Genomic DNA, 20,508 nt, shown 5'->3' with positions numbered 1-20,508 from the left:
AAATCATTTTTAGGATATGCCGAGTACCGATGGGAACGAATACTTTTGAAGCAGCGTTGACCGGCAAGAAAATTCTTGTGACGGGGCACACCGGGTTCACAGGAAGCTGGGTGTGTCTGTGGTTGCAGATGATAGGCGCCAGGATCTCCGGCTACTCGTTGCCACCGGAAACGTCTCCGTCCTTGTTCACTGCGGCAGGTCTCGACAAGGACATCGCAACGACGCACGGCGACGTCGTCAACTACAACCGTGTGCTCGAAGCCGTTACCTCATTTGAGCCAGATCTGATCCTGCATCTTGCTGCACAACCATTGGTGCGCCGTTCCTACCGCGAGCCAGTAAGGACGTTCCTGGTCAATGCACAAGGAACGGTCAACGTGCTCGAGGCAGCGCGCTCAGTGAAAAGCGTGAAGGGTGTCTTGTGCATTACGACGGACAAGGTCTACAAGAACAACGAATGGGCATGGTCCTATCGCGAGAACGATCCGCTTGGCGGGAAGGATCCCTATAGCGCATCGAAAGCTGCGGCGGAAATGGCTATCCAGAGCTACGCGGCCTCGTACCCATGGTCCGAAGGCAAGGGGCCAGCCATTGCGACGGCGCGCGGCGGCAATATCATCGGCGGCGGTGACTGGTCCGAAGATCGTCTAATTCCGGACTTCGTTCGCGCCGTAGTTGGCAACGAAAAGCTCACGCTCAGATATCCGAACGCCACGCGGCCGTGGCAGCACGTCCTTGCGCTCGTGCACGGCTATTTCATGATCCTGGCCGGACTGGCCTCCGACGATCCTGGCAAGGTCGCGCAGGCCTGGAACCTCGGGCCGCACGACGTCACGCAATACCCGGTGCGCGACGTGCTCGAATTGATGAGCGAGTGCTGGCAGCGGCCCGAGTTGCAATATTTGAACGAGCCGTTGCCTGAGGCGCAAGCATTGGCGCTGGACAGCGCCCTCGCACGCAATCAGTTGGGCTGGCGTCCGGTTTGGGATACGGCGGAATCCGTGCGCCAAACCTCGGCATGGTATAGCGACTTCTACGCGAATCCCGCCGCGGCTCGCGCGATTACGGAAGACCAGATCAACGCTTGGCGGACGGCAATCCAGTGAAGCGGATTTATCTGATAGGCGGCCGAGGGCGGCTTGGACAGGCTATCGCCCGTGAATACGCTGACAGCGACGTCATCATGCCGGACCGTGCGATCTACGAGGCGTGGTCGAAGGAGGGTGCCGAACGCGAGATCGCCCGCTATTTCGAGCGTCAGGCGGGCGAGTCGCTAGTCTTTGTGACGTCGGGACTACTTGATCCACGTTTGCCGGCTGAATCGCTCCAAGGCGTCAATTTTCGCCTGCCAAAGAATCTGATCGCGGCGGTAGCTCCGCTCGGTATGCGCGTGGTCACGTTTGGCACGGTGATGGAAACTTTCACGGGAACGCAAAATGCGTACGTGGAGAGCAAGCGGAGCTTGAGCGAATACGTGAACACATCAGGTCGTACCGGCCGTGGAGCGCTGCATCTGCAGATTCACACGCTATACGGATTGGGTGCACCCACTCCGTTTATGTTTCTCGGCCAGATCCTGGACGCCATTCGCCGTTCTGCTCCTTTTCCCATGACCTCGGGGCGGCAATTGCGCGAGTACCACCATCTCGAGGACGAGGCGCGAGCCATCCGGTGGCTGGCTGAATCGGCGGCGCATGGAACGGTTGCGTTGAGTCATGGTAATTCTCTTCCCCTGAGGGACATTGCGGTAGCGGTATTCGAAGGGCTCGAAAAAAGCGAACTGCTGAGAGTCGGCGCCATTGCCGATCCAGTTGAAGAGAACTTTGAAAGAGCTTTTGAGCCGGTGGTCCTACCCGCTGCCATCAAGTTTCGCGAAGCACTGCCAGCTATCGTTGCATATATGAAATCATGCTTGTCGGAAAAACCCGATCTGACGGAAGGGCTTGGTCAATGACGAACAAGCGGCACCTCATCTCTATCTCTATTCCGGTGCTCAATGAAGAGGGCAATATCGAGACGCTATACGATCGCCTCTGCGCGTTGGCCGACAAGATGGCCGACCGGTGTGATCTGGAATTTGTGTTCTCGGACAATCATTCCGACGACCGGACATGGTCCTTGTTGTCGGGACTTGCCGAACGCGATAGCAGGGTGAGGGCAATTCGCTTCTCCAAGAATTTTGGTTTCCAGCGCTCGATTCTGGCCAACTACATGCATACGCGTGGCGACGCGGTAATGCAGGTCGACGCAGACTTGCAGGACCCGCCGGAGATGCTCGAGAAGTTCTACGAGAAGTGGCGTAGCGGCTATCAGGTCGTATACGGGGTGAGAAAAGCAAGGCCAGAAGGGGCTTTACTTCGGGCATTTCGCAAAGTCGGCTATTGGGTCATCGACAAAATCAGCGAGCACCCGATACCGAAGGATGTTGGTGACTTTCGTCTGATCGACAGGAAAATCGTTAATCTGCTTGTCAAGGTCAGGACGGCGAGTCCTTACTTGCGCGGCACGATCGCCGGGCTGGGTTTCAACCAGACCGGCATTCCCTACGATCGCGACGCACGAACCGCAGGCAAGAGCAAGTTCAACGTTGGGCGATTGCTGCGGCTCGGCCTGACGGCAGTATTCAACCATTCAACCGTGCCTCTGCGGGCGGCATCGTTCGTCGGTGTGCTGATTCTGCTAGCCAGCCTGGTGGGTGCGTTTTATTACGTTATTCTAAAGCTCTCGCACCCGTCGTTGCCTCAGGGACTCGCCAGCATCCACATACTTGTGCTGTTTGGAATCGGGTTGAATGCATTTTTGCTGGGGATCATCGGCGAATATATTTTGCGAATTTACCTGGTGCTCCGTGCCGATCCCGTTGCTGTTGTTGAGCAGAGTCTCAACATGCAGTCCACTGAATTGAAGCTTTGACAGGGATATTATGAAAGCGGTTATTCTTGCTGGTGGTTTTGGGACCCGTATTGCCGAAGAGTCCGATACCAAGCCGAAGCCCATGGTGGAAATCGGTGGAAAGCCTTTGCTGTGGCACATCATGAAAACGTATGCTCACCACGGCATCAAGGATTTCGTGATCTGTCTTGGTTACAAGGGTTACGTAATCAAGGAATTTTTCTTCAATTACTACCGGCATATGTCGGATATGGTCATCGATTTGAAGACCGGTGATCATCAAGTTCTCAGTAACCACGCAGAGGATTGGCGCATCACGCTCGTCGACACGGGCCCCGAGACCATGACGGGCGGCCGTCTGAAACGCGTTGCGCCGTACGTCGATCAGGAGACGTTCTGCCTCACGTATGGCGATGGTCTGTCGAACATCGATATCGGCGCGGAAATTGAGTTTCATCGCGCGCATGGAAAGCTCGCGACCGTAGCTGCCGTGCAGCCTCCCGGACGATTCGGTGTGTTGAACATCTCCAACTCGAAGCATGTGACCAGTTTCGAAGAGAAGCCCAACGACGAGATTGGCTGGATCAACGGTGGCTTCTTCGTTTTGGAGCCCGGAGCGATTTCGTACATTGACGACGACCAAACCTCCTGGGAGCGAGCACCGCTTTCGAATCTGGCGAAGGATGGGCAACTCGTCGCATTTCAACATACCGGGTTCTGGCAGCCCTGCGATACGCTGCGTGACAAGCGGGAACTCGAAGCGCTGTGGGCGGATGGCGCGCCGTGGCGCGTCTGGGCAAAAGCTTAGGCTTTGAATTGCACCTCGCCGTGACGCGGTGATGGCGCGTGACAGTCGGCTCCGGTGAATCCGGGGCAACTGTTGGGCGTGCGCGTGCCGGAGGCTGTTCGTAATGTGGATGGTGAGGACAGGTCGGTGTGGGAACAGTTCGTTTTGCTCCGTGCTGTCGATTGTTTGTCTTGCACACGTTCACATTCATCACCGTGTAACAACTGGTTCATTGCAAGAATATGCTTAAAGATTCGCCCGCTGTGGGCCGTTCGAAGAAAAACTATGCACGACAGGCAATAGGACTAGGAATATCTATTGTTTGTCTGGTGCTTGTTTTTCGGAAGGTGGACATCGATGAGATCAAGACTGCCGTCGAGAATTTCCATTGGCACTATTTTGCACTTGGCATGATCGCGCTTGCTTTTGATTACACCTTTCGCATCGTGCGTTGGGCAGTAATGCTGCGCGCCGGCGGGGCGGTGATTTCAGCGAGGAGTTGCGCTGCGCCATTCCTGGGTTCGATTACGCTGAACAACGTTTTGCCCTTTCGGGCGGGCGATGTCATCCGAGCGCTCGTTTTTCCGGCAGCGCTTGGCGTGAGTCGAGTAACAGCGACCGCGAGCCTCCTGTTCGAGCGCCTGATCGATATGCTGACGTTGCTTGCGTGTCTGGGTGTCGGCGCACTTGCAAGCTCGTCTGCCACCATTCCGGAGTGGCTGGAGAGGACCGTGCTCTTGCTCGCGGTCGTCGGCTGCACACTGCTTTTCGTGATTGCTGTCCTCAGCGGTTACGCAATCAAAGTACTTGCGTATGTCGAGGCTCGCGTCGCGAGTAAAAGCGCGAAATTGGCGAAAGTGATTGCCACGTTGTCTGGCCTGGTCGGCAGCACTGGGGCGATGTCACGATTGAGCGTGCTGCTCGTCGTGACTGGCTTGTCTGCTTGCATCTGGGTTGGTGAAACCGGGCTTTTTTGGTCGATCCTGCATGGTTTGAATATCGACGTGGAATTTCCGGCAGCCCTCATGATCATGGCGGTGACGACGTTGTCGACGTTGGTGCCGTCATCGCCGGGATATGTCGGACCGTTCCATTTTGCTGCGTATTCGATGGCGGTCGTCTTCGGGAGTTCGGCTCCGGCAGCGGCCAGTTTCGCGGTTCTGGCGCATCTCTCACTTTGGTTACCGACGACGGTCGCTGGCGGAATTGCGATTCTGCTCAATCCGTCGCTTTTTCAGCGACGTAATAACGCCGTAGAAAACACCTTTTGAACTGGATCAGGTAATGCACGATCAATACGACGTTGTAATTGTCGGCGCTGGATTTACGGGTTTGGCAGCCGCTCTGGATCTCGCGCGCGCGGGCCGCAAGGTTCTGGTGCTCGAGAAAGACAATAGCGCAGGTGGCCTTGCGGGAACCTTTGAATTCGACAACGGCGTCACCGTAGAGAAGTTCTACCATCATTGGTTCAATAACGACGACTACATTCCGGAGATCGCGCGCGAACTCGGAGTGGAGGACCTGATCGTAACGCAGCCGTCTCGTACGGGGATGTACTTTAATGGCCGCTTGTGGCGCTTGTCGACTCCGCTCGATCTGCTCAAGTTCAAGCCGCTTTCGATTATCGACCGCATCCGACTCGGACTTCTGGTCTTCAAGGTGCGCAAGATCCGCGACTGGAAGGAAATCGAGCACCTTTCCATCAGGGAATGGCTCGAGCCGCTTTGTGGAAAGAACGTTTTTCGAATCGTGTGGCAACCGCTGATTGAATCGAAGTTCTCTGTTTACGCCGACGCAGTGAACGCCGTCTGGTTCTGGAAAAAGCTGGTGCTCAGAGGCAGTACGCGAGACAAGCAGGGCGGCGAGCAATTGGCCTATTTCCGTGGCGGATTTGGCCGGTTGGCGCAATTCATGGCTGAGGCAATCAGCAAGGCTGGCGGCGAGATCCGCTACGGCGTTGATGTATCTGGCGCCAACGTGAAGGACGGGAAACTTCTGTCGCTTAAAACTTCGGAAGGGGAAATCTCGGCGAAGCAATTCCTGTTTACGCCGTCGTTCCCCATCATTGCGGATATTCTGAAAGACGTGGCCAACCCTGGTTGGCTGCAGTCGCTCCAACGCGTCAAGTACCTCGGCAATATGTGTCTGGTGCTCCAACTGGACCGCAGCCTGTCGGATACGTACTGGCTCAACGTGAACGATCCCGGCTTTCCGTTCGTCGGCGTGATCGAGCACACGAACTTCGACCCGCCGGAGAACTACCAGGGCAAGCACCTCGTTTTCGTGTCACGCTACCTCGCAACGCAAGATCCTGTCTGGGGTTTTAGCGACGGTGAATATTTGGACTTTGCGGTCAAACATCTTCAGCGCATGTTCCCGGAAATGAAGAAGTCGTGGGTCCAGGACGCCAAGGTCTGGCGCGCGGAATATGCGCAACCGGTTACGGAGCGTGATTATTCGAAGTATGTTCCTCCCGCCGAAACGCCGTTCACGAATGCGATGATCTCAACAATGGCGCAGATTTACCCGGAGGATCGCGGCACGAATTACGCGGTCCGCGAGGGTAAGTCGGCGGCGGTAAAGATCAACGAACTGCTCGCTTGACGTGTGGGGGCTGATCATCGGCTCCCCTGGACGGCCAGGGGAGCGTAGCGGATCAAAGAATCTCGTCAGGCGTTTGGCCTGAATAGTTGCTGGGCAAAATACATTACTGCCGACAGGGAAGAGAGTGCACTTGAACCGTTGGTCGGCGAATTCGATGAACTATCGACTGCGTACATTGCAAATTCTGATTGCGCTCGTGTTTGGAGCGCTTCTCTGCCTACACTTCTGGGACTTCATCTGGACTCAAAGTGTCGACTTGGCTCATCACTACGTACTCGTTACACGCCTGACGGAGTTTGGTGACCTGCCTTTCGCAACTGATCCGTCTCTCGGCGAGATGCGAGTTTATCCGCGACTCAGCCACCGGTTCGCAGCAGGGTTGGGCCGCCTCTGGGGATCGCCTCTGGCCGGTATGCAAATCGTGGTGTTGGTGTCCATGGTTGTGCTTTGGGCCGCAATCGGTTGGATGCTTTGGTCTCAACCGTCGCGACAGGCTCGCCGATCCACACTGAATATATTGCTCGCCTTGTTCATCGGTGGATATCTCCTGCGTCTCGATTTATGGGGGCGGGAGATCGTTGGCAATTACTTCTATGCTCAGTTTGTTGCGCAGGCCGCAGCGCTGCTCGCTTTGGCTATAGTTTTGACACTAGCGCAGGCGGGTTGGTCGCGCTTTGTCGTCTATGGATTGTTGATCGCCGGAATCTTTGGTATCGAACTGATTCACTTGTTGCCAGCGGTTGAACTGCTCGGTTTCCTGGGGCTGTTAGTCGTTTTTGATCAGCTTTGGCAATCACGAAGGTGGGCGGTCCGGGGTTTGGCCGCAAGCGCCGCTTTCCTTGTTGCCGCATTGCTCGCTGTTGTTGCAAACCCCGTTTTCAAGGCGATGGCCTCGATCAGCGAAAACGACGGCGTATTGCGCTTGACTTTCATTCCCAATCACTTCGCACTACTGGCGCTTGTACTTGCAACAGCTATTTCGTCTGTTTTCGGGATTTGGTACTGGCTCAGGCTGAAGGATCCAGTGCGGCAGCGAGAACTGCTTGCTATCAAGTATTTCGCGCTCCTCGGCCTGTCAATTTCGACACTCTGTTTGCTACAAATGGCCGCACTTGAGATCGGGCGTGGCTCCGAATACGCATGTCGCAAATATGCATTCGGGCTTTGGACGGTCTTACTTGTCAATGTATCTTTGTTGCTCGCACGCGGAGCGCGGCCAAAGGATGAATCAAAGTCCGGCTTGCAAGTGACAACGCGCATTTTTGATTGCAGCGCTGTTGGTCTGTTGGTGGTCGTTGCCGCTTTCGCGACCTTTCCCGGCCGGAAATATCTCTCACTGCAGGACCTCATGTCGACAGAGCGACGACTGGAGTCAGTCAAGGCCAGCGCGCCGGCTATTCCGGAAGGAACGTCTGCCTACGCGATCCAGTTACCTGGCGAGCCGCCGCTGATCGATTACCTGTTTTCGCTCGGCGTCTTCAAATCGGCCAGATCGGCTAATACAATCAATATTTTGCAGAACCAGGATTTGACGCTTTCTACCAGGATTGGACTGATCGTTACCGCGAAGGACAAGTCGCGATACGATTTGCCTGAGTGCCGTCTTCATTCGACGGATCCCGTATTTGCGTTGATTGACGGCACATGCTACGTCAAGACTTTTCCTGAGCGTAAATTCTGTCGCGGGGAAATGCATTTGACAGATTCGGAACTGACACAAGGCTTCAGTTCGCCGGAGGAGCAGGGCAGTTGGACAGACGGCAAGGAGTCGGCTTTTCATTGTCAGATGCCAGATCATGCCACTGACTATCCAGAATCGGTTCGCATTTCTGGTTTCGCGTTTGTCCCGGGCTCGCACATCCAGCACGTGAGCGTTTCTGTGAACGGGGCGGAAGCGAAGGAGTTTGTCTTCGACAGCCTTAAGCCGGATACATCGATCGTGGTTGCCGTGCCGAAGGGAGGGGGCTCGACCATTCAGATCAAATTCTTCCTGCCGAACGCCGTGTCGCCCAGTGAGATGGGGCTTTCGCCTGACTCACGGAAGCTTGGCTTCTACGTGAAGTCGATTCAACTTCTGAAAGGCGATGGCCAGCCCATTTGATCACGAGCGGGCACCGATGCCACTGGGAGCGGTACCCGGGTTGTAGCTGGCTTCTCTTTCGCGGAATCGTTGGCCTCCCGTATTGCGAGGGACGCTATTCCTGTCCCAAAGGAGCTGGATTACACGCCCTTCGTCGCTGGGAGTCGGCACGGCATAATGTGTGTGCGGAGCGTGACCGAAGTGTAAAGGCAACTGGAGGATGCTCTGGAGGAGCATCTCCAGAACCGGCTCGCTCACCCGTCTGGACGCTTGCTTACGGAGGTAACTTTGGAGTTGGCGTCCTTCTTAAACTATGTCTTCCGTCGTTCCAGGTGGTTTTGATCGTGCTCGGCATTCTGCGTTTCTTTCTCGCCAGCTGCGTAGTTGTTTACCATCTGAGTGGTCATGTGCCATCCATTGGCATACTCGCCGTGAATTTTTTCTACGTCATTAGTGGCTATCTGATGACCTTGGTTCTCAACGAAACGTATAGCTTCAAAACACGGAGCTTCTTCGTTAACCGGTTATTGCGGCTGTACCCGGCACAGCTCGTACTTTGCGCGATTTCGCTGCCCTTTATATGGATACTTCCCAGGGCAATTGAATTCAATCCTGCTTGGGGTAGCCCGCAATGGCAGGATTGGATCGGAAACGTGCTGATTTTTCCCTGGACCTTTTTGCCGCAGCAGCACTTTCGAATACTACCCGCCACATGGTCCATCGCGGTGGAGATCTGGAGCTACTTCTTTTTGTGGCTCTTTGTATCGCGCCGTTCGTGGACAGCCGTACTTTCGATGGCCTGTGCTGTGTTATGGCAGATACATCTCTTTCGCACTGGCGCAGAGGCAGGCGCGCACTATTTTCCGGTTTCCGCTGCGCTGTTGCCGTTTAGTTGTGGTGCGATTTCTTACTTCGTAATTAGCCATCCCACGCTTGCGCGAATTGAAAGGCGTGCGTCGTCGTTCACGCAGATCGTGCTTCTTTGTGCGGTCATTGCAACATTTTTGCTCAACTGGTCTCTGGCGGTCAGGATTGATCCATCCGTCTACTACGGTGTGTTTTATTATTTGAATATCTTGTTGGCTTGCATAGCAGTTGGCATGCTACACGGCCTTCGAGCGCGCGGAAAATACGAGCATTTTACTGCTTGGTGCGGGGACATTTCTTATCCAGTTTTTTTGGTGCAGTGGGGAAGCGGGTTTGTTGCATGGCATCTGATTGGCACAGATGCGCCTGCGCATAGCTGGCCGACTTTCATTGTCGGTTACGTTATTTCAGTAATCGTCGGCATTGTGACGGTGAAACTCGTTGATCGGCCTATTCATCGCATCAGGGCGCGAGTCAGATCGAATGCTCGCAATTCGTCTATGCGGTGTGAGAAAACTACGTGACAGTGCTGTGGCCTTGATGTGTCCTCTCAAGTGTGGCATCGGGGCGAGCGACGGCGCTTGCTAACCACCCCGCTTTAAAACGGAAGACGGTTGAGCATACGGTCTAAGTGAATTCGAGTTCTGAGCACATAAATCATGCAAGAAGTGTCGACACCTCCGCAGGGTCTTCCCGCGACGCGCAAGTGGAAATATGCGATTGCGCTTCTCATTCCGGCGCTCATATTTGTATTCGCCCTTACACGGTTGCCTCCTACACGGGTAGGCGACGGGTCTGAGTATTACGCGCTGTACCTTGCGTGGAAGGACACTTTGCGGCCCTTTATGACTCCGGCCAGTTGGGCGCAATATGACGCGCTGGTTAAGACGGGGGCGATCGACTCAATGGTCCCATTGCGGCAATTGGTGAATCAATTTCCCGCTCTCAGGCTAGGCGCGACAGCAGATGTGAACCATTTTTGGGCATATAGCGGGCTTGCGGCGTTGCTAAGCGCGTTACCGGCTGTCGTGAGCATCAAATTGGCTCCACACAGTGCCTTTTTGCTCACCCATGCGGTGCTGTTTGCATTGGTATCGGTAATGGCCCTCAGGCTTGAGGGGGGCAAGGGGCTCGGGGGCCTGCTGCTGGTGACTTTTTTCTCACCCATGATCTGGTTCGCTGACAAGGTACATACGGAGTTCTTCACGTTCTGCCTTGTTCTCGGGGGGGTTATCGCGTGTGGGGCCTCGCGATTTTTTCTGGCCACACTACTGCTGGCGGCGGCGTCAACGCAGAACGTTAGCTTTGCGGTGGTGGCATTCATACCGCTGTTGATCGATTTGTATCGGCGCAAGCATCGCGTGTATTCATTCTTTGAATTGATTGCGCTTGCGCTTTCTGCGCTTTTAGTGTTTTTGCACCCTGCTTACTATTTTTTTCGCTACGGAGTTTTTGATCCACAACTGCTAGCCGGTGGCGCAAAGATCGGCGGCAATCTCAGGGTTGCCTACGTCTGGCTTTTCGATCCAGATATTGGACTCTTTCCAAACTGGCCATTCGGTATTGTCCTTATCATCTACGGTTTGATTGCACTGGGGAAATCGGGCGCACACAGGGAAAGACTATGGAACCATGTGTTCTTTTGCGTCGGCTTTCTCGCCATCAATCTGCCGGCGCAGTCATCAACTGAAAAGCTCAATGCCGGAGCGACTCCCGACCTCGCGCGCTATGCGACGTGGTACATCCCACTGTTTTATCCGCTTGCGGTTTCGCTTGTCGGAACTTTTTCGCGGATGCCCACGGTGCAAAAGGCGCTCGTCGTGATACTTGGAGCACTATGTGCCGTATTCACCTTCACGTACCAACGGCCAGAGTTGAGTGAGGCGGGCTCTATGTTCCCGTCACCAGCGTCACGTCTTGTCCAGACCTATATGCCGCGCGTGTATAACCCTCCTGCTGAAATCTTTTCGAAGAGATATGGTGGGATTGGAGAGAGTCCCGCATTGCAGCAGGCATATGCCATATTGGGTCCCGACTGCAGAAAGGTTTTGCTACTCGGTGGCGATGGCCCAATATATGGGGGGGCAGGCTGTGCATTCTCAACGCATTTGCTCGTGGCGACCGTCAAGGCGCACGCCGAAGCCGTTGGGACACAAAGCGGGGGCTATCTTCATCTCACTGATGCCGAAGCGAACGGGGTAAAATTTCGGTGCCCTCGAATCATCGATTTCAGCAAGCAGGGTAACTTGTCCGATTCAGCGCTTTCAGGTTTTGGTTTCGCCGAAGATTGGGGGCGTTGGAGCGACGGCGCGCATGCCACTTTGGCGTGTAAGGGTTCAAATGCGACTTCGGCGCTTGTTAGCCTGACGGCCTTTTCGCCGGGCAACCGTCGTCAAAATGTCCTCATTTCTGCGAACGGCGCCGACCCTCGACTGTTCACGCTTGACAGCACGCAGCGCACGCTTAGTATCCCGTTGCCTTCTTCCGCGGACGGGGAGATAACATTGCGCTTTGATCTTCCGGACGCGATTTCTCCTAAGGAGGCCGGTGTCAGCGAAGACTTCCGGAAACTCGGTATTGGCATTCAGAAGATCGAATTTGCTAAGTGAAAGGGAGAGGCGTCACAATTTGCTTCCGCAGACTTAAATTGCAGGCGCGGGGAAGGTCCGACGCAAACTTCGACCTTCTTTCTCCTTTGAGCGATCCGGGCATGCATTCATATCTGCCGTCAGCGAGGCAAACATAAGCCGTTGGGTTTGCTGCCGCCGGCCGGTTGCTTCACTGGCAGGGCAGGGAAGGTCACTGTGACGGCACCGCACTCGCACAAGTGTGTTGCGCACTACGAGCGGAGCGAATGCGTTACTGTGACGGCGGAGGATGCTGGATGCTCATCGCCCACCGTCACGAGAGAGCTTCGGCAGCGAAAATCTCTCGAAAAACACATTCGAGTGTCGTGTCAGGTGGCCGGTATATCTTGTGGCATGATATGCGTTTCGCTCGCCGCTACCTCTACAATGCACAACTCAGAAATGCATTTCGAGTGGTTTGAGACGTCCGCAATCCTTTATCTGGTAGCGCCAGTGTTTCTGTTCTTCGCTACCTTCATTCGTATCGTCGTGGCAATTCCCGGTTGCACATTCATCGCAGTCGGCGCATATAGCCTGATACGCCGAACACGATGGCGTGATCAGATGGGTGGGTCACTAGTGAGCGTCTATCTGTTGGCCATCGCATGCGTCTGGATTTGGCTTTCTGGCGGGGGTGGGCCGCTGCATCAAAATACCGATTGGATAAAACATTACGCAATCCTCAATGCACTTGCTCAGAATCATTGGCCAGTGGAAATGGCGGGTCAGACTGGAGTGCTTCGTTATTCGCTCGGTTGGTATTTGATCCTGGCGCTCATTTTAAAAGCTGTGACGCCTCACGCTCAGAATGTCGCATTATCTTTATGGTCCGTTACCGGAATTTTTATCTTCTTTAGGATCATCGCCGCGGTCGTTGGAAGCCGGATCGGTGCTTTCGTCGCTCCGTTGTTTTTTTCGTATTCGGTGGGGCTGACCTAATCGGATACGCCTTCACAGGGTACCGGCACGGTCCAATATATCACCTGCAATGGTGGGCGGGATGGATTTCATATCCGGCCAGTACGACATCGGCCTTTTGGACCCCACAGCACGCAATTTCTTCGTGGATTGGAATCGGATTGCTTTTGACGCAGCGGCAAAACGCGCACTTGATTCCCTACCTGGGACTCGTTTTCTCCGCGATCCTGCTATGGTCGCCATTCTCGGTGATGGGCCTCGCACCGTTTTTGTTGCTGGTGCCCAGACGGCAGTGGGTCAACTCACTGATCCTCGTTTGGAAGCAGATTGGATCGACGCTCCTGGTCGCGCTGCCAATTGCCACCTATCTCGTCGCTGGCTCTGGTTCGGTTCCGCACGGATTCATATGGACATTACCCTGCACGATGGATGATGGACCGTGCTTCTCATGGGCATCGTACCTGCGCTTTCTCCTGGTCGGAATTGGCGTCCCGGCCACGGTTCTGTTTTTTACGAGCGAGAAGTATCGAGAATATTTTTGGGTGGCAATTGCATCTCTCTGCGTCATCCCGTTATATAAAATAGGCGTCACGAATGACTTCGGAATGCGCGCCTCCATTCCAGCCCTCAGCGTTCTTCCGATACTTCTCGCGGATGCAATTTGCCATTCTGGCAACTACTTGAAGATAGCAATCGCTGTTTCTCTCTTGATTGGGTTGCCGGCAGCAGCCGGGGAGATCGCACGAGGCTTCACCCGCCGCCCGGACATCGATGTCGAATCTTCGCTTTACCAGCCTTGGGCAGAGCCATACTTAGATCAATATATTTCGAGCGCTCCGATATTTGTGTTGAGATCGCCGGCCTCCAGGGCGAACGATAGCGTTCCTGCACCGGGGGTAAGCCACTGAACGTGCACGGCGAAACGTTGAAGGGGAGCGCCAAAGTTTGTACTGGGACGCCGCCAGCCCGTGGCTGTTGAATGTCTAGAACTGCTGGCTACCGGGATATAACGGAGCCACGCGTTAAACTATCGACTTCGCTCGTCGAGCGCCTCATCATGGGCCTCGTTTTTTAACTGCTTCACCTGGAACCAACGCAAATGCACGTCGTGGTCACGGGCGCGAATGGCTTCGTGGGCCGTGCCCTATGCCGTACCCTGGTCAGTAACGGACATCGGGTCACCGGTATCGTCCGCCGTGTCGGCACAGCGCCGGCAGGCGTCGTGGAATCGGTCCATGCAGCTCCAGAATTTGCCGATATCGCTACGCAATGGCCGGCAAGTCCAGGCAATGTCGATTGTGTCGTGCATCTCGCGGCTCGTGTGCACGTCATGAACGAATCAGAGAGTGACGAGACGCAGCGAGCATTCGATGCGACCAATGTAGAAGGCGCACTACGCGTAGCGCGTAGTGCGCAGCGCAATGGCGTGCGGCGCTTCGTCTACGTGAGCAGCATCAAAGCCATAGCGGGAAGCGGGAGCACGCGTGAGCCATTGCGCGAAGACGCGGTTGCGCTCCCCGACGACGCCTACGGCCGCTCAAAGCTTGCAGCGGAGCGGTCACTGGCCGATCTGCGCCACGAAACGGGGCTCGATGTCGTGATCGTGCGACCTCCGCTCGTGTACGGTCAGGACGTCGGCGCCAACTTTCGGAAGATGCTCGATGCGGTTTGGAGCGGAGTCCCTCTGCCGTTTGGGGCGGTGGTCGCCCGGCGCAGCTTGCTGTTCGTCGACAATCTGGCCGACGCGCTTATGCATTGCGCATTTGATGCGCGAGCGGCAAACGCCTGCTTTCACGTCGCTGACGAGGTCGCGCCCTCTGTCGCAGATCTGTTGCGCGCCATCGGGACGCATCTAGGCCGCCCGGCGCGCCTCATACCCGTGCCCGTGCCGCTGCTTAAACTCGCTGGCCACCTCACGGGAAAATCGGCACAGATTGAGCGCCTTACAGAAGGACTGGTTCTCGATTCATCGGAGATTCGGCGACAACTGTCCGGGTGGCAACCGCCTTATACGCTGGATGATGGATTACGGGCGACGGCCGAGTGGTATCGCGCTTGGCGCAAGGAGCAAGGGTTGGCATGAGGGGGGCTTTCGACATACTCGCAACATCGGGATGGATTGTGCTGCTTGTGGCGGGGGCATCAGCCCTGGCATGCTTTCTCATCCTTCGATGCCTGCTCTCAACCGGTCTCGCATGGCGGATCGCAACAGATGTGCCGAATCATCGCTCACTGCACGCCACGCCAATTCCACGAGTCGGCGGCTGGGGGATCGTACCGGTTTCCCTCGCTGCGCTTTTATGGCACGCGTCGCAGATGTGGCTGATCGCGGCCGCAGCGGCGGCGTTAGCGATGGTCTCGCAGATCGACGATCGCCGTGATTTGCCGGCGCGCGTGAGGTTTGCCGCGCATTTCGCCGCAGTTGTTGCTCTGATCGTCTTCCGGCCGGCGGACGCTCCTTGGTGGCTGCTCGCAGGGATTGGCTTCCTGATGCTATGGATGATCAACCTGTACAACTTCATGGACGGTGCCGATGGCCTGGCAGGCGGCATGGCGTTGTTCGGTTTCGCGGCCTATGGGGCCGCGGCCTTGGCTGGAGGGAGCCCATCGCCCGCGTTAGCCGTGGTTTGCGCTGCCATCGCCGGCGCGGCCCTCGGCTTCCTGTTTCTCAACTTCCACCCGGCCAAATTGTTTCTGGGCGATGCCGGTTCGATCACGCTCGGCTTTTTGGCTGGCGCGCTTGGCTATTGGGGCTGGCGCGGCGACGTCTGGCCGCTTTGGTTTCCAGCCATTGTTTTTTCCACTTTTATTGCGGATGCCTCCATCACCTTACTAAGGCGCCTGTGCCGAGGTGAGAAATTCTGGCAAGCGCACCGCGAGCATTACTATCAGCGCATGGTTCGCTCGGGTGTTGGTCATCGTCGCACCGCCATCTACTGGTATGCCACGATGCTCGCGGCCGTCATCCTCGCGTTTTGGGCATTGAGTCGGCCAGCCTGGGAGCAATGGCTGATTTTTGCGGTGTGGTACGGCGTACTTGGGTGCTGCGGCCTGATCATCGATGCGCGGTGGCGAACATTTCAGGCAGCTCACACCAAGTAGTCGCGCCCGCACCTGCTGGCACGCCGGCCCTCCAGGCCGACGAATCGACGGCGCCCCTATTTGTTGCCTTGCTTGCGGATGCATCTGTAACATCGCCGAGACGTTTGTTTCGCGGACGAAATTCTTGCGGTGCACTGCAACCATTAAGATCAGGACGCGGCGCTGCCGGTCGGTTGGTATGCTGCCGGGCTTGCGGGCATAATATCTGCTGCGGCGTCGCGGGCATGGAGTCCTAGTGGCAGCAATGGCCTGGTTTTGCTGCGTACGTAGTATGGAGATTGACCTCCGGGGATCACCATCGATATGCCCCCCAAAATGCTCTCCAGAATCTGACGCGAAATAATTTCGAGGTTTGCCGCCAATGTTGCGATCCAAGGCGTCTTGGTTGTCGTTCAGTGTTTTTTTCTTTGACATGCTGGCCGCAGCGGCCGCGTGGCTCGTCGCGTACGTTGTTCGCTTCAACGGTGAAATTCCGGCTCCCTTTTTCAGGGGCGCTTGCGCAGCGCTCCTATGGGTCCTCCCCGTATATGGGGCGATGTTCCGTACCTTTGGCTTGTATCGCGGTTTGTGGGTATTCGCGAGTCTGCCCGATCTAATGCGTATCGCGAAGGCGATCATGGTCGGTGCGCTCGTTGTAATGATTGGCGCAGTCATGTTCCAGCCGAAACCGATCATTCCACGCTCGGTTCTCCTGCTCACGCCGATGGTGCTGTTCCTCGCGATGGGCGGTGCGCGAGCCATCTACCGAGCCAGCAAGGAGTTTTATCTGTACGGCGGCCTCGTTGGTCGAGGAAAGCCCGTGCTGATCCTCGGGGCGGGAGGAGCAGGCGCGAGCCTCGCCCGTGAACTGTCGCGCTCGGGCGAATGGCGCCTCGTTGGTCTTCTGGACGACGACGTCGCGAAGCGGGGGCGCGAGATCTATGGCTATAAGGTACTCGGCCGGATAGATGAGATAGCGCGCTGGACAGAGACGCTCAAAGTCGAGCATGTAATCATCGCGATCCCGTCCGCGGCAGTGGAGACGCAGCGACGCCTCGCCACGCTGTGCGTGCGCCTTGGCGTCAAGGCGATGGTTTTGCCTTCGCTCACTGCGCTGATGCCTAGCCAGGGGTTCCTGTCGCAGATTCGACAGATCGATCTTGAGGACCTTCTCGGCCGTGAGGCGGTCAGCATCGACACCGCTCACGTGGAGGCGCTGCTGCGAGATCGGGTAGTGATGGTTACCGGCGCGGGCGGCTCGATCGGTTCGGAACTTTGCCGTCAGATTCTGAAGTTCAAGCCCGCGCAACTCATCGCATTCGACTTGTCCGAGTATGCGATCTACCGGCTCACCGAGGAGATCCGCGAGCGATTCCCTGAGCAGGCGATTATTTCGTTCATCGGCGATGCGAAGGACTCGCTGCTGCTCGACCACGTCATGTCGCGTTACGCTCCGCATATCGTCTTCCATGCGGCCGCCTATAAGCACGTGCCATTGATGGAGGAACTCAACGCATGGCAAGCACTGCGCAATAACGTGCTTGGTACGTACCGCGTCGCGACCGCGGCGATTCGCAACGGCGTACGCCATTTCGTGCTGATCTCGACCGACAAGGCCGTGAATCCGACTAACGTAATGGGTGCGAGCAAGCGCCTCGCCGAGATGGCGTGCCAGGCGCTGCAGCAGACAAGCGAACGCACCCAGTTCGAGACTGTCCGCTTCGGCAACGTACTAGGCAGTGCGGGAAGCGTGATCCCGAAGTTCCAGCAGCAGATCGCCAGAGGCGGTCCTGTCACTGTTACGCATCCCGAGATCACCCGCTTTTTCATGACGATCCCCGAGGCGGCGCAGCTTGTGCTTCAGGCATCCAGTATGGGGCAGGGCGGTGAGATCTTCATTCTCGACATGGGCAAACCCGTCAAGATTGTCGATCTGGCCCGTGATTTGATCCGCCTTTATGGCTTCGCTGAAGATCAGATTCGTATCGAGTTCAGCGGCTTGCGCCCCGGCGAGAAACTTTACGAGGAGTTGCTGGCCGATGACGAGATGACCACGCGCACCGCGCACCCCAAACTGCGCATCGCGCGAGCTCGCGAGGTTCCGGTCAATCTGCTGGACGAGTTGTTGCCGTGGCTAATGCAGCACCGTGTTCCAGGTGACGACGAAGTGCGTCGGGACCTTCGCCGTTGGGTGCCAGAATATCAGCCAGCGAGTGTGTCGAAGCTGCAGAGTGTCGGCGGAACGTCGATAAGAGCAACTGGCTGATTCAGGTACGCAGTGGTTGGAGCGCTTCGCCGTATGTAGATTATTTCCCAGCGGTCGCCGCGCGAAGACGTGCCCCGGTGAGCGATCCGCTACTGCCAATTGCGAAACGGTGGCCACGCACAAGGTAATCAATGACATGATCGACGCAATGGTCGACCGTGTTGCCTTGAGTACGAATCGTGAGATCCGGGTGAGCCGGTGGGTGATAGGGCGAGCCGATACCGGTGAACTGCGCGATCTCGCCGCGGCGAGCGCGTTGATATAGACCCTTGGGGTCTCGCTTTTCGCATACATCGAGCGGCGCATCGACGAACACTTCGACGAACGCCCCTTCCCCGATAATGCGCCGTGCATTTTCTCGATGCTCGGGTTCAGGCGAAATGGTCGCCGTGACGGCCACAAACCCCTCATTGCAAAAGAGTGCCGCTACATGGGCGACACGTCGGAGATTTTCCGTGCGCTCGGCATCGCTAAAGCCTAGGTCCGCGTTGAGACCCGTGCGCAGCACGTCGCCGTCGAGCATCGTTGCTCGACGCTCAAAGGTTTGCAGTCGACTGACCAATGCGCGCGCAATGGTGGATTTGCCTGCGCCGGACATGCCGGTGAGCCAGATGACAATTCCTGCCGACGTTGTTGTATCCACTGCTTGCTGCCTCGCTCAACGCAAACCCTATTTGCCAGAGACAACATTTTAACTGTCGAAACTATTGCTGTAACGTGTATGTAATATGCCGCAACAAATTCTTAAGCGTATAACTCAATGGAATAAGCGGAGAGCAGGGAGTCGTAGTGTTCAGGCCGGTTAGTCGGTGACTTGGGTAAGGGACCTGTCGGAACGTACGAGGACGCGCGGTGATCGCAATCGTCCCTTGCATGGCCAGAGGCCAGGAAGAGTGGCTTGCAGTCGGAGTCGGGTTACACGCGTATTTCCAGTATTGGTGAACTCGGGCGTTCAGAATCCACGCGTTCCGCGATCGCCGCGAGAACGGCCAGTACGGTCGCATAGAAAGATACCGTGCTCTTCAGGTCGAAGGTCTCGACCGTCAACCCGAATATGAAAAACATCAGCGCGAAGGACAGGCCCATTAGCGCCGTGCGACGCGTCGTCCTCGACGCGGACTTCAGCTTCGCCGCGAAAAAGGCCGCGGGCACGACGTAGATTGCGAGCAGCGCGAGACCGCCCACCATGCCGTAGTTGGCCATGTAGGCAAGCAGCTGGTTGTGCACTTCGCCCTCGCCGAATGCCGCCGCCTTGGGCGTAAGCGCACCTTGCTTCGCCATCGATGTCATTTTGTCGCGAAACCCGTCGGCACCGAGCCCCAGCACCGGATGTTCGGCGATCAGCGTCGATGCCGCCTCGTAGAGCTGCAGGCGGATGCCGACCGACGTGTCGCGGTGGCCCTGCGTGTACTGTGCCAGGTCGGACGATACATCGCCGAGGCGATCGCGTACCGTCCCCGACAGCCCGTACACGAGCGCGAGCAGCAGCGCGACGGCCATCGGCATGAGCACTTTCCACTGTAGCGGCTTGTTGCGGCCGAGCTCCCACACGATTAGGATCGCCACGAACGGCAGCGCCGCCCAGCCCCCGCGCGAGCCGGAGAGCAGCGAAGCTGCGAGCCCGGCAAAGAGGCCTGCGATCTTAAGCGCGCGCGCGAAGGCCGAATCCTTGCGCCACCAGTTCAGCGTAATCGCCGAGATCACGCCGAGCGCGAGCGCGAGATCGCCGAAATGGATCGGGTTCAGGAACGCACTGCCGATGCGGCCATCGCCCCAGTCACGCGGCAGGAAGAGCGCAATCGCGAGCGCGGCGAAAGCGCCCAGCGTAAAGGAGATGTCCGCCCAGATGAAGATCCGCTGCGGCGCGCGGCGCAGGGCGAGAAAGATCGGGATCGCGAGCAGGAACCGCGAAGGCGAGTCCCAGGTCCGGAACAGGGGATGGCCGTGCGAGAGCGTGCTGAGGGCGACGGCAGCCACGGGGGCGCAAAGCGCCACGCAGAACGCCAGCCCGTGACGGCCGGGAGACGCGTAACCATAAGTGGCGCCCGCGGGGCGCCAGCCCAGCGCGCCGACCGCAATGACACCCGCGCCGATCGACACGGCGCTCGAGGCGCCCTGCACGAGCATGGCGATAGCGGGAAAAGCCAGGAGAAAGGCCGCCGTCAGCCAGTCGCCTGGTGCGGTGCGTCGGGAATCAATCGTAACTGCTGTCGGCATCGCTGGACTGCTTTTCAATTAGGGAGGTTGCTCAGTATGTCCTCACTCCGCAGCATGACGGGTGTGAAGCATGACGGGAAATCCTCCATTGTACGCATACCTGTTTTCGCGCTCGAAACTTGCGGAGAAATTAGACTCGCTCCCGGGCCGATCATCCGCTGGCAGCAAC

The 20,508-nt window shown here is 56.8% G+C and carries 16 protein-coding genes; 14 read left to right on the top strand and 2 right to left on the bottom strand.

All coding sequences use genetic code 11. From position 1 onward, the window contains the following. The first annotated feature begins 29 nt into the window (after nt 1–29). The 14 genes from rfbG (at nt 30) to JMY28_RS01390 (ending at nt 18,122) form a co-directional block, all read left to right on the top strand. The gene (gene rfbG / locus JMY28_RS01455) at nt 30–1,106 is read left to right on the top strand and encodes a CDP-glucose 4,6-dehydratase (RefSeq protein ID WP_201693867.1); all 1,077 of its coding nucleotides are present in this window, start codon (nt 30–32) and stop codon (nt 1,104–1,106) included. After that, nucleotides 1,085–1,954 (top strand): NAD-dependent epimerase/dehydratase family protein, encoded by an 870-nt coding sequence (locus JMY28_RS01450; protein WP_201693860.1) that lies wholly within the window; start codon nt 1,085–1,087, stop codon nt 1,952–1,954. The genes rfbG and JMY28_RS01450 overlap by 22 nt, the downstream gene beginning before the upstream one ends. Next, nucleotides 1,951–2,913 carry a glycosyltransferase family 2 protein gene (locus JMY28_RS01445; protein WP_201693858.1) on the top strand — a complete coding sequence of 321 codons (963 nt, stop codon included), beginning with the start codon at nt 1,951–1,953 and terminating at the stop codon, nt 2,911–2,913. The genes JMY28_RS01450 and JMY28_RS01445 overlap by 4 nt, the downstream gene beginning before the upstream one ends. Before the next feature lie 10 nt (nt 2,914–2,923). Beyond that, nucleotides 2,924–3,700: a glucose-1-phosphate cytidylyltransferase gene (rfbF, locus tag JMY28_RS01440; protein WP_201693856.1), complete on the top strand. Its 777-nt coding sequence runs from the start codon at nt 2,924–2,926 to the stop codon at nt 3,698–3,700. Nucleotides 3,701–3,921: 221 nt separating this feature from the next. Further along, nucleotides 3,922–4,950, top strand: coding sequence for a lysylphosphatidylglycerol synthase transmembrane domain-containing protein (locus tag JMY28_RS01435; protein ID WP_201693854.1), 1,029 nt, complete (start codon nt 3,922–3,924; stop codon nt 4,948–4,950). Nucleotides 4,951–4,963: 13 nt separating this feature from the next. Continuing rightward, on the top strand, nt 4,964–6,283 hold the full coding sequence (locus tag JMY28_RS01430) for an NAD(P)/FAD-dependent oxidoreductase (RefSeq protein ID WP_201693853.1): 1,320 nt from the start codon (nt 4,964–4,966) through the stop codon (nt 6,281–6,283). Nucleotides 6,284–6,437: 154 nt separating this feature from the next. Beyond that, the gene (locus JMY28_RS01425; protein WP_201693851.1) at nt 6,438–8,384 is read left to right on the top strand and encodes a hypothetical protein; all 1,947 of its coding nucleotides are present in this window, start codon (nt 6,438–6,440) and stop codon (nt 8,382–8,384) included. Between the two features lie 323 nt (nt 8,385–8,707). Then, the gene (locus tag JMY28_RS01420) at nt 8,708–9,754 is read left to right on the top strand and encodes an acyltransferase family protein (protein WP_201693849.1); all 1,047 of its coding nucleotides are present in this window, start codon (nt 8,708–8,710) and stop codon (nt 9,752–9,754) included. 135 nt (nt 9,755–9,889) lie between these two features. Next, entirely contained in the window at nt 9,890–11,839 is a 1,950-nt protein-coding gene (locus JMY28_RS01415) for a DUF7024 domain-containing protein (protein ID WP_201693847.1), read from the top strand. A 597-nt stretch (nt 11,840–12,436) separates the two neighbouring features. Further along, nucleotides 12,437–12,796: a hypothetical protein gene (locus tag JMY28_RS01410; protein WP_201693845.1), complete on the top strand. Its 360-nt coding sequence runs from the start codon at nt 12,437–12,439 to the stop codon at nt 12,794–12,796. Nucleotides 12,797–12,936: 140 nt separating this feature from the next. Further along, entirely contained in the window at nt 12,937–13,683 is a 747-nt protein-coding gene (locus JMY28_RS01405; RefSeq protein ID WP_201693843.1) for a hypothetical protein, read from the top strand. Between the two features lie 191 nt (nt 13,684–13,874). After that, on the top strand, nt 13,875–14,858 hold the full coding sequence (locus JMY28_RS01400) for an NAD-dependent epimerase/dehydratase family protein (RefSeq protein ID WP_201693841.1): 984 nt from the start codon (nt 13,875–13,877) through the stop codon (nt 14,856–14,858). After that, on the top strand, nt 14,855–15,877 hold the full coding sequence (locus tag JMY28_RS01395; RefSeq protein WP_201693839.1) for an MraY family glycosyltransferase: 1,023 nt from the start codon (nt 14,855–14,857) through the stop codon (nt 15,875–15,877). Before JMY28_RS01400 ends, JMY28_RS01395 begins: the two co-directional genes overlap by 4 nt. Before the next feature lie 361 nt (nt 15,878–16,238). Beyond that, nucleotides 16,239–18,122, top strand: a complete 1,884-nt coding sequence (locus tag JMY28_RS01390; RefSeq protein WP_201693837.1) for a polysaccharide biosynthesis protein — start codon at nt 16,239–16,241, stop codon at nt 18,120–18,122. Nucleotides 18,123–18,162: 40 nt separating this feature from the next. Here JMY28_RS01390 and cysC read toward each other — a convergent pair whose 3' ends face one another. Both cysC and JMY28_RS01380 read right to left on the bottom strand, forming a co-directional pair. Further along, nucleotides 18,163–18,765 carry an adenylyl-sulfate kinase gene (gene cysC / locus JMY28_RS01385; RefSeq protein WP_236596649.1) on the bottom strand — a complete coding sequence of 201 codons (603 nt, stop codon included), beginning with the start codon at nt 18,763–18,765 and terminating at the stop codon, nt 18,163–18,165. Between the two features lie 272 nt (nt 18,766–19,037). Then, nucleotides 19,038–20,339: an O-antigen ligase family protein gene (locus JMY28_RS01380; protein ID WP_201693835.1), complete on the bottom strand. Its 1,302-nt coding sequence runs from the start codon at nt 20,337–20,339 to the stop codon at nt 19,038–19,040. Nucleotides 20,340–20,508 lie beyond the last annotated feature (169 nt).

The sequence above is a fragment of the Paraburkholderia hiiakae genome, from assembly GCF_904848665.1.
Taxonomy (GTDB): Bacteria; Pseudomonadota; Gammaproteobacteria; order Burkholderiales; family Burkholderiaceae; genus Paraburkholderia; species Paraburkholderia hiiakae.
This window is presented reverse-complemented; position numbering and strand designations above follow the sequence as displayed.